This window comes from Limnothrix sp. FACHB-406 (genome assembly GCF_014698235.1).
Lineage (GTDB): Bacteria > Cyanobacteriota > Cyanobacteriia > CACIAM-69d > CACIAM-69d > CACIAM-69d.
In genome coordinates this window covers 1-9,582 of the sequence record NZ_JACJSP010000034.1, presented here as the reverse complement: position 1 = coordinate 9,582, position 9,582 = coordinate 1, and the positions used below count along the sequence as shown (strand labels likewise).

Here is a 9,582-nt window from a genome sequence, read left to right as displayed (position 1 = left end):
CCCTCAGCGCTTTATTAAATTAACAACCTTTCTCGAACTTGTCAACACTTTTTGAAAAAAAATTTTCGCGCACATTCCCCAAATTCCCCAAACTCCCTTACGGCAATGCTTTGAACGAATAAATTTTCTTCGATTTTTTATTTAGATATGAGGCGCGCCCCAGAATCGGTACGATCGGGGCGCGCTGTTTTATGGATGACTGAGTGGATAAGGAGGATTCGGCAGTGTTTTTTCAGGATGCGATCGCGACGCTGCATGGGTTTTGGGCAGGTCAGGGCTGTTTGATTGGTCAGCCCTACGATACGGAGAAGGGGGCGGGTACGAAAAATCCCCATACGTTTTTACGGGCGCTGGGGCCGGAACCTTGGTCGGTTGCCTATGTGGAGCCTTGCCGCCGGCCGACGGATGGGCGGTATGGGGAGAATCCAAACCGCTACCAGCACTACTACCAGTACCAGGTGCTGATTAAGCCGTCGCCGGACAATATCCAAGAGATCTATCTGGATTCGCTGCGGGCGTTGGGAATTCGCCCGGAGGATCACGATGTGCGGTTTGTGGAGGATAACTGGGAGGATGCGTCGGTTGGCGCTTGGGGTGTGGGCTGGGAGGTTTGGCTGGATGGAATGGAGGTGACGCAGTTTACGTATTTCCAGCAGTGCGGTGGTTTGGATTGCGATCCGGTGTCGATCGAGATTACCTATGGCTTGGAGCGGTTGGTGATGTATCTCCAAGGGGTGAGTGCGATCGCGGATATTCGTTGGAATGACCGGCTGCTCTATGGCGATGTCCACATGCAGGGAGAAATTGAGCAGTGCCATTACAATTTCGAAGCGTCGGATCCAGAGATGCTGTTTGCGCTGTTTGGGTTGTATGAGAAGGAAGCGCTGCAACTGATTGAGCGGCGTTTAGCGATTCCGGCGTTGGATTTTGTGCTGAAGTGCTCGCACACGTTCAATATGTTGGACGCACGGGGGGTGATTGCGGTGATGGAGCGAACGCGCTATATCGGCCGCATTCGCGGGATGGCGCGGCAGGTAGCGAAGCTTTATGTGGAGCGGCGAGAGGAGATGGGGTTTCCGCTGTGCCGATCGACGGCTGGGGTGTTGACGAAGGTTTAAAGGTTTCGAGGGCAGAGAGCAAGGGTTAGGGAAAGGGGGCGATCGCGAAAGTCTTTATACTCGAAAGGACTGATGGGCCTGGCTATTAGGTCTCGATGAGCCGCTTTTGAGAGAGGACGAGGAGAATGGATTTGCTTTCGACGGTTGCAGACCGGCTGACGGAGATTCTGGAGCCGATCGCGGCTCAGTTTCGGGGAATGAATTTGCCGGAACCAGTCACCCATTGGGGCCACCCACTGATGATGGGGATTGTGATGTTTGCGATGGGAACTGCGGCGGTCGTGATGGGCTGGAAGGGCCGCCTGACAGAGCCGAGTGATGCAAAGGTCACAATGCTGACGAGCCATAAGCGCTTGGCTCTTTGGATGACGACGTTTATGGCGATGGGTTACTCGGGCGGTTTGTTGTCGCTGATCATGCAACAGAAGCCGATTCTGGAAAGCCCCCACTTCTGGACGGGGACGCTGGTGCTGGGGTTGTTGGGTGCTAATGGTGCAATTTCCATGTCGAAGTTTGGGGGCGGCCAACCGGCATTGCGGACGGCCCATGCGTATTTGGGGTCGTTGGCGTTTGGAGTCATGGTGCTCCATGCAATTTTCGGATTGCGGTTGGGCCTGTCGCTGTAAGCCATTGGCGATCGGGAATGGGTTCGATGGCTAGTCTGAGCACGGGCGCAGGGTGCTGGTGCGTTACAGACTGGCACTTGACCGAGTCATGAATTGGGGCGATCGGGTGGCAGGATGTCTACTCGATCGCCCTTTTTAATCGCTTCCTGGTTTCAGAACGAGGATTTCACAACGAGGAGCTGAAGCAACGATGACGGGGCCGGCAATTTTGGGGTTGGCATTTGTGGCGGGATTGCTGGTCTGGGGACTGCCGGGTGGCGGGTTGTGGTTGCTGGGCTTGGGGCTGGTGATGGCGGGGGTGCGATCGAGTGTGATCGCCCGGCGGTTGCCCTGGCTTGACCCGAGCTTGAAGCCCTTGTTTTGGGTGGTGGCAGGTTGTGTGGGATTGATGGCGACGCTGTATTTGCAATGGCGACTGCCACAGCCGGGCACGGATGACATTAGCCGCGCGATCGCCCGTTTGGAACAGGCCGGCCAGGCGATCGAGCTGGCCACCGTTCGGGGTCAAGTGGACTCGGCTTATCAAATCACCCAATCCGGCAAAGCCAGATTTTGGTTGCAATCCACGCAATTGCTGCAAATTCCAACGGCCACCGGCCCCGCCATCAACCCACCCCCCCAAAATCTGGCCCAGAGCGTTACGGGCCGAGTCTATGCAACGGTTCCTCTGCTCCAAGCAACGGGGCTGAAACCGGGTCAGATGGTGGAAGTGACGGGACGGTTATATCGACCGCAACGGCCCACTAACCCCGGCGGGTTTGACTTTGCTTGGTATTTGCAGCGGGAAGGTAGTTTTGCAGGGATCTCTGGGCAAACGGTTCAGACCATTGATGGGGCGGTGCAACCAGATTCTTGGTGGAGCCTCAGTGCCTTCAATCCGCAAATGGTGCGCAAGCGCCTGGTGCAATCCCTAGTCAAGGTGATGGGATTTCCGGAAGGCGCGTTTCTGGGAGCCTTGATTTTGGGTCGGCTGGCCGTGGACTTGCCCGCAGATCTACAAACCACTTTTGTGCGAGCTGGCCTGTCCCATATGTTGGCTGCATCTGGGTTTCAGATTGTGGTGATTTTGGGGGTCTTTTTAGGGTTGATTCGGGTGCGCCCCTTGCCCTTGGCGGTGGCGATCGGGGGTGGAATCTTGCTCGGGGGTTATGTTTGGCTGGCGGGGGCCAGTCCCTCCGTGCTGCGGGCGGGGTTGATGGGGGCAGCGGTTCTATGGGGGATGGCTCAACAGCGCCAAGTGAATTCCTTAGGCGCGTTGCTGGCGGTGGTGGTGGTGATGTTGTGCTGGAACCCGCTCTGGATTTGGGACTTGGGATTTCAGTTTAGTGTGCTGGCCACTTTGGGGCTGGTGGTGTCGGCGACGGCGATCGCCCAGCGGTTGAGCTGGCTGCCGGAGTTTGCGTCGGAACCGATCGCCTCAGCCCTGGCGGCGACAATTTGGACGATTCCAGTGCAACTGTGGGCTTTTTATCAGATTTCTGTCTATGGGCCGATCGCCTCAGCCTTGACCAGTCTTTGGGTATCGGTGTTAACGGTGGCGGGGTTGATTGCAGCGGTGGCAATTGGCCTGTTGCCCCCCTTGGGAAACTGGTTGGCCAGCGGCTTGGTTTATCCCGTGCGGGGATTGTTGACCTTTGGAGAATGGATCGCCAGTTGGCCAGGCAGCGCGATCGCCGTGGGAGCAATCTCGATCGGGCAGTTGTTGGTTTTATATCTCCTGCTGGTGGCCGTTTGGCAATGGCCCTGGTTTCAGCGGGCCAATCGTTGGGGCCTAGTGGCGATCGGGGCTTTAGTGGTGGCGATCGGGCCCGGTTGGTTGGCTCGCAGCGGGGAACTCACGGCCACCGTTCTGGATGCGGGCAGCCAACCGATGTTAGCTGTGCGGGATGGAGGGCGCTTGTTGCTGGCGGGAGCCGGAGACTTACCCGTAGCTCAGTTCACGGTGTTGCCCTTCTTGCGCCAACAGGGCATTAACCGCATTGAAGTTGGGGTGGTGATGAGCGATCGCCCCGATCGACGGCGAGGGTGGCTGCGAATCTTGGAACAACAACCGATCGCCAACCTATACGATCAACCGCTACAAACGGCCGCTTCTAATGTCGATCGAGCCATGGTCAGTGCTGCTCGGGTTCGCAACGGTCGCTACAGCAACCTGACAGCCGGTCAAACCTTGCGCATGGGCCGCGCCAACCTCACAGTCATTGACCCGATCGCCCCTGCCTTAACCTTAGAGTTGGGGAAAGAGCGCTGGTTTCTCCTGGGCAATTGTTCCGTCGCTCAACAAAAACTGCTCGCCCAAACGGGACAGGTGAGATCGGTCACTGGTCTTTGGTGGCCAGGTCAAGACCTCGCCCCGGAACTGGTGGCCGCTTTGCAACCCCGCTGGGCGATCGCCTCCACCCGTGAACTAGCACCCACCGTTACCCCCCTCTTGCGATCGCAGCGGGCGCAACTTTACCAAACCGGCGAAGACGGAGCCATCACCTGGACTGCCAATCAAGGTTGGCGGGCTGCCCTAGACAGCATCCCCAGCGACCAACCGCTTTAGGCTTCAGCGATCAAGGCTTCAACGCTCCAGAATTTAACGGAGTCGCGCAGTGGATTATGAGATTTTTTTAGCGTTCCGCAGCAATGTTTCAGTCATCTCCGCCAACCGATCGAGATCTGTCTTGAGGGTTTGGGCCCGCTCTTTGGCCGCCAACTTCCGGGCGATCGCCCGCCGCGCCACCGGCTCCCTCCCTTGCTGCATGGCCAACAACGCCACCTCATGCCAATCCCGCAGCTCATCCACAGCCCGGTTGTATTGCGGTTGCAAATTATTCCAAACCGGTTTGATATCCGCCAAGGCGCGATCGAGAATAGCCTGCACCTGGGCCTGCTCATCCCCCGACTCCGTAGGCTGATGCAGCACCTGATCAACCCAATCGGGATCCGCTTTTTCCAGAAAAGGCAAAAAGTCTTGTACTTGATGACTCACCGCCCGGCCCGTTTTGCACCAGGTGGCAAAATGCTCGCAATTATTCAGCAGCAGGCTATATTTTGTTTCCCCTAACCGACTGGCCGCGCGCTGGATCGTCGCATCGGGCAAATAGCAAGTGGCATAGCGCTTCACGGTGACCGGTTGCGTGCTGGCAAATTCCAGCAAGGATGTGCGCGTCACCTTGGGCACTTCACCGCGCTTGGAGTAATGGATCACGGTTCCATCACCACAATCAATCCCGTGATGCTCATAGGCACTTTGCAACCCGGCCAGAGATCGCATCACGTAAATTTGGTCGCCCCACGCCATGGGTCAAAATCCTCGTACCAAACCTTAAAACCAACTAACTACGAGTTAAGCGGATCACCACCGCTACAGCGATCGGGAGTGATCACCGACAGTGGCCAACGTAGCGATGATCAACGTAGCGATCGAGAACAGTTACCACCGCCCCTTAGCCCCTGAAGCCAAGAGGGGATTCGATCGAAATCGTATCCCCTCCAAGCTAGCGTTCTTTATGGACTTTCGGAATAACTTTCGGGTGCCGGGCCCGGTGTTCTTAGGAGGCAAACCATTCAACATGACATTGTGGGGTGGTGTTCGGAAGCGTTTGAACCAGAGGGCTGTGGGCAGGTCGGCGCAGAGAGTCAGCAGCCAAGCTCAGCAATTCGATTCTCGGAACGGGGACAACCCTTTGGCCTTGGGTGGGAGAGCGTTACCCCAACACCCCCAGTTCGGTTCACAGCGGGAACAGAGCAGGAGACGGAGGCAGCTCGCACCGAGTCGATCGGGTTGCAGCGGATGAGAACCGCTAGGGCGCTGGCCTAGGGCGCTTGAAAACGCTCGCCGAGACCCCACTCATGCTTCAGAAACTCCTTGTACATGGTTTCTTTGACGATCATTTGGCGATACAGCTCAACCAAGAATTGCTGGGCCTGCTCAAGGCTCATGTGGGCTACCTGACTTTCGAAGGAGCGGATGTTGAACTGCTGTTCGAGGCTCAATTCAAATGAATGATCCATGGTAGTCACCTCACTGGGTGTAGCGGTTGCGAAGTCCCGCGCGATCGCCGAGTTGTTGTGTCGTCGTAGGGATTCGGCTCGATCGCACCGCAGATGGTCGTTGGTTTCAGCCTTGATCCCCATGGGTGGGGCAACGTCAAGGTTGAATGACCTATCTGCTCTTTAGATTATGACATCTTGTAACGAGTGTTTGACAAAATGCATACAGTTTCATCCAAAGACTGATTGCATTTCCTCATGGTTCCCATCACAGCGACCGGCCATCCGGATGGCTGGGCACATTGTCCCGATCGCCCTAGCAGGGAGCCAAAACCTGTGACCGCGTAATGTTGGAGCGATTGGTTCCATTTTTCCCGGTTGCAATCATCGATCGCGCAGGTCTGAAAATGGCTTCGGGAGAAGAGGGCAAGGCAGCAGGGTACTGCATCCGCAACCCAAGGCCACAACCCGATCACAGGGGGCGATCGGGGAAGTGCTAATGGTGTAGCGAATTTTTCCGAGGCAAAATGCTTGTGGCCAACAAAGAGCACAGAGCCAGCAACCAATCAGCAACCAATGGGTTGAACCAACCCATCCACCCAACAGCTCGGCCCCCGAGCCGGATCCCAGGAGCGATCGGGTCAAAAAGCAACCCCTGCCTGGCATTGACGATCGCCAGACAGGGGATTGAGACGGAACTGAGACGGAACTGAGATTGAGCAATCGATCGGGAAGTCGTCAGGAATTAATCAGAAATTTATCGGGATCAAATCAGCAAATTAGTCATCAATTAGCGATGAATACCCGGGTTTCCTGACAAATCATGCTGATCTGAGCCTGGCTCTTGTTTCCCGATCGCTCAATATCGCTCAATACCGCCCGATATTGCTCATCAACCTGGCTCAACCTGGCTCAGTGGCGATGGAAACGAATGCCCAAGAACACGTCATACATGAAATTCCAGAAATTTTTTTGGTCTCCCAGAATGCCCAGCGTCTGCGGCGATCCTTTCTGATCCAACAACGGCTTCACCCGTTCATAAACCGTTTTGTAGTGATACCAGGGGATTGAGGGCCAAAGGTGGTGAATCAGGTGATAGTTTTGCCCCAAAATCAACCAATTCAGCAGAGCACTCGGATAGACCCGTGCATTCTTCCAGCGATTGCGCTCCTCAAACGGCCGATGGGGTAGATAGTCAAAAAACAATCCCAGGGCCAAACCCACCACCAACGCGGGCGAGAACCAGAAATTCATCACATAGCCAATGAAGTCCCAATGGATGCCGGCCCACACAATGCCCACCAGCACCATCCGACTCAGAAACCATTCCAGCAACTCATACTTGCGCCAAAGCTTGCGTTGGAAGAAGAAAATTTCGTGATAGAAAAACCGGGGTGCAATTAACCACAGGGGCCCGCAGGTGGAAACAAAGTGATCGGGGTCGTTTTTGGGGTCGTTGACGTTGGCGTGATGTTGCAGGTGAACCCGCGTGAACACGGGAAACGCAAACCCCAACATCAGGGCGCTGCTGTGGCCCAGGATGGCATTGACGATCGGGTATTTGTGGGCGGCGTTGTGGGATGCGTCGTGAATGACGGTTCCCGACAGGTGCATCGCCAGCACATTGGCACAAAAACAAATCCAGTCCGGCCAGTGCCATAGCCAATAGCCACAGACGGAGAGCACCACAATTGCGGTGGCGGCCACCATCATTAGCAGCGTGGGGTTAAACAGTTCCTGGGGTGGGTCGAGATATTCTCGCGGAACGTGCTGCACTGCGGTCGTGGGCTGCTCGGGGGCCACCGCGATCGTCATGGTCGCTCCTTGGCTGAGAAACGTTATGGTTTGTTAAAAATACTTCTAAGAATGATACGGCAACAACCCGCAATCCTTTTTAACCAATTGTTGTATTTCTCTAAAGGCTGGTCTTTCAAACCTGCAAAGTCCGGCAAGTTTCGGCCAACCGGTGCAGGGCAATGCTGATGGATCCGATTGCTCAGCATGGGCCAAATCCATGAGGGCGCAGAGGGCGCACAACTGCACGCCCCTGATCAATTAACACTGAAGGCAATGACTGAGAAGGGCAGAAAAGAACCCGAGTCGTGATCGATCAGCCGTGATCCCTAATCAGGAAGGCGCACCTCATTGGCGATCGGTTGGTGTTGCTCGAAGGCGGTGAGGTTTTCAATGGTGGTGCGAGCAATGTCCCCCAAGGCTTCGCGGGTAAAGAAGGCTTGGTGAGCGGTGATGATCACGTTCGGGAACGATTGCAGCAACTGGAAGGTATCGTCCTGAATCACGGTGTCGGACAGGTCACGGAAAAAGAGTTCGGCCTCTTGTTCATAGACATCGATGCCCAGATAGCCAATTTGACCCGATTTGATGCCCTCGATCGCGGCTTTGGTGTCCACCAATTGGCCGCGACTGGTGTTGATTAGCATTACGCCGGGCTTCATCTGATCGATCGCCTGTTTGCTGATCAGATGGTGCGTGTCGTGGGTCAGAGGGCAATGGAGGGAAATGATGTCTGACTGGGCAAACAGCTCCGGCAAGGAGACATAGCGGGCCGTCCCGATCGCTTCAAATTGGGCGTTGGGATAGACATCATAGCCCAGCACCTTGCAGCCAAAGCCGGTCATGATTTGAGCCAAAATCAAGCCGATTTTCCCCGTTCCCACAATCCCGATAGTCCGGCCGTGAAGATCAAAGCCCAACAGGCCATTGAGGGAAAAATTATCGTCCCGCACGCGGTTATAGGCTCGGTGCAGCTTGCGGTTGAGCGATTGGATCAAACCCACCACATGCTCGGCCACGGAGTAGGGAGAATAGACCGCGACGCGAGCAATGGTGAGGCCACAGTCTTGGGCGGCACGCAGATCAACGTTGTTGTAGCCCGTGCAGCGAAGGGTGATCAGTTTTGTGCCGTTGTCGGCCAGAAGTTTGAGGGTTTCGGGCCCTCCGTCATCGTTCACGAAAATGCAAGCGGCGGGAAATCCAGCGGCAAGGGCGGCGGTGTGGGCTTCGAGGCGAGTATCAAAGTAAACCAGTTCGTGGGGATGACCAGCGTTGGCGTTGGCGGCATCCAAAAATTGGCGATCGTAGGGTTCCGTGCTGAAAACGGCAACTTTCATAGGTTTCCGATACTTTTTTGCTAACGGATGCTAACAAATACATAAGTTGAGATGGTCTCTCAACCAAGGCGTATCAACCAATGCCCGCAGGAAGATCCCACGAGCACCATTGAGATCCCGATTCATTGACCGCCCATCAACTTTCGACTTGATGACCCGAGAGCCGCCAATCTTCACGATTTCACCTGTCCACGAAACGGTTTTAGAGGTGTAGGCTTCGTTGATATCGGTCAAGGCAATCTTGCCCAACTCCCAAGCTTTCCACTCCAGATGTTTCTTGAACTGGTAATGCGATAGGGTCAACATCTGTCGAACGGTTTTTGACTTAATCTTTCGACGTGATTTGCTCACCATTTGAGAAGATTCAAAGCTGGGCAACAAAATCACATCAAAGTTTTCAGTCAGGAACCGTGCGGTTTTGTGGTGAAGTTCTTTCACCAAGTGTTGCACCTTGGAACGCAGGCGATCGGCGGCTTTCTTGAAGCGACGCTTTTGAGCTGATTTAGCCTTGGTGATTTTGGAAATCAGGCGATCTAGCTTGAAGCACAGCTTTTGAATCAATAAGTTCGAGTCATTGCCAATCCATCCATAGGATGACTCAGCAAAGAAGGTCATGAATGTGCGCACACCGGGATCTAAGGCAACCACCCGCCCTTGGTTTTCGGACTGAATGGGTTGCACTTCTGTTGAGGTGATCAGGTAATACTCGCCATAGGCAAGTGTCAA

Annotated in this window: 8 protein-coding genes; 3 read left to right on the top strand and 5 right to left on the bottom strand. The window is 55.1% G+C overall.

Annotation, left to right across the window (positions count from 1 at the left end; genetic code table 11):
• Positions 1-224 precede the first annotated feature (224 nt).
• The 3 genes from glyQ (at position 225) to H6G53_RS18405 (ending at position 4,292) form a co-directional block, all read left to right on the top strand.
• The gene (gene glyQ, locus H6G53_RS18415; protein WP_190354519.1) at positions 225-1,118 is read left to right on the top strand and encodes a glycine--tRNA ligase subunit alpha; all 894 of its coding nucleotides are present in this window, start codon (positions 225-227) and stop codon (positions 1,116-1,118) included.
• 125 nt (positions 1,119-1,243) lie between these two features.
• Positions 1,244-1,744 carry a DUF4079 domain-containing protein gene (locus H6G53_RS18410; protein WP_099531918.1) on the top strand — a complete coding sequence of 167 codons (501 nt, stop codon included), beginning with the start codon at positions 1,244-1,246 and terminating at the stop codon, positions 1,742-1,744.
• A 190-nt stretch (positions 1,745-1,934) separates the two neighbouring features.
• Positions 1,935-4,292 carry a ComEC/Rec2 family competence protein gene (locus tag H6G53_RS18405; RefSeq protein ID WP_190535553.1) on the top strand — a complete coding sequence of 786 codons (2,358 nt, stop codon included), beginning with the start codon at positions 1,935-1,937 and terminating at the stop codon, positions 4,290-4,292.
• Between the two features lie 54 nt (positions 4,293-4,346).
• Here H6G53_RS18405 and H6G53_RS18400 read toward each other — a convergent pair whose 3' ends face one another.
• The 5 genes from H6G53_RS18400 to H6G53_RS18380 form a co-directional block, all read right to left on the bottom strand.
• Positions 4,347-5,033, bottom strand: a complete 687-nt coding sequence (locus H6G53_RS18400; RefSeq protein ID WP_190354517.1) for a lecithin retinol acyltransferase family protein — start codon at positions 5,031-5,033, stop codon at positions 4,347-4,349.
• Between the two features lie 515 nt (positions 5,034-5,548).
• Positions 5,549-5,746 carry an NblA/ycf18 family protein gene (locus H6G53_RS18395; RefSeq protein ID WP_099533531.1) on the bottom strand — a complete coding sequence of 66 codons (198 nt, stop codon included), beginning with the start codon at positions 5,744-5,746 and terminating at the stop codon, positions 5,549-5,551.
• 891 nt (positions 5,747-6,637) lie between these two features.
• Entirely contained in the window at positions 6,638-7,540 is a 903-nt protein-coding gene (crtR, locus tag H6G53_RS18390; protein WP_099533522.1) for a beta-carotene hydroxylase, read from the bottom strand.
• A 308-nt stretch (positions 7,541-7,848) separates the two neighbouring features.
• Positions 7,849-8,856 carry a 2-hydroxyacid dehydrogenase gene (locus H6G53_RS18385; RefSeq protein WP_190535551.1) on the bottom strand — a complete coding sequence of 336 codons (1,008 nt, stop codon included), beginning with the start codon at positions 8,854-8,856 and terminating at the stop codon, positions 7,849-7,851.
• Positions 8,857-8,886: 30 nt separating this feature from the next.
• On the bottom strand, positions 8,887-9,582 hold a 696-nt coding region (locus tag H6G53_RS18380), incomplete at its 5' end, for a transposase (RefSeq protein ID WP_199309320.1).